This is a genomic window from Sphingomonas sp. RS6, from assembly GCF_054489705.1.
Genome location: NZ_JBTMWM010000026.1, coordinates 1 through 493 on the forward strand (window position 1 = coordinate 1; position 493 = coordinate 493).

General features: G+C 54.2%; 1 protein-coding gene. It reads left to right on the plus strand.

The features are described 5' to 3' along the window. The coding region (locus ACX40Y_RS18205; protein ID WP_459120987.1) for a hypothetical protein at window positions 1-260 on the plus strand (260 nt) is incomplete at its 5' end. Window positions 261-493 lie beyond the last annotated feature (233 nt).

Sequence of the window (493 nt, forward strand, 5' to 3'; positions counted from 1 at the left end):
GCCGTCTTTTTTGTGTTTGCATTTGCTTACAATTGGCCCGGGCCGTATTTCTCTACATTGTCCCAGAAAGTTTATTACGTGGCGGTGGTTATACCTCCCGCCGCAGCTATTTGGCTCTTTCTTCGAAAGAAGATGGCCTGGGCGTCGGGATTCCTTGCTGTGCAGGTTATTGCATTGACGATGGCTTCTCTCAACTTGGTCTAGATAGAGCGGGCCGAATGGAACATCCGCTGACCACCCGATTGCGGACGTTAATCTAATACGGCAGCGTGCCGGTGAGCGGACGAGACGGAACGAGGCTATGTGGTAGAAACTTGGCATTCTCGCAGTCCTAGCCGTCGGATTGATCTTCTGCGTAATTCCGGTTCGCACTCACGCCGCCTTGTACGATCCGGCTAATCCTCCGCTGCCAACAACGCTGTGGACGATGCTGTCGAACATGTATCTGACATCCGGAACGGTGGCCGTGATCGCCGTTATCCTCGCGGCGGCA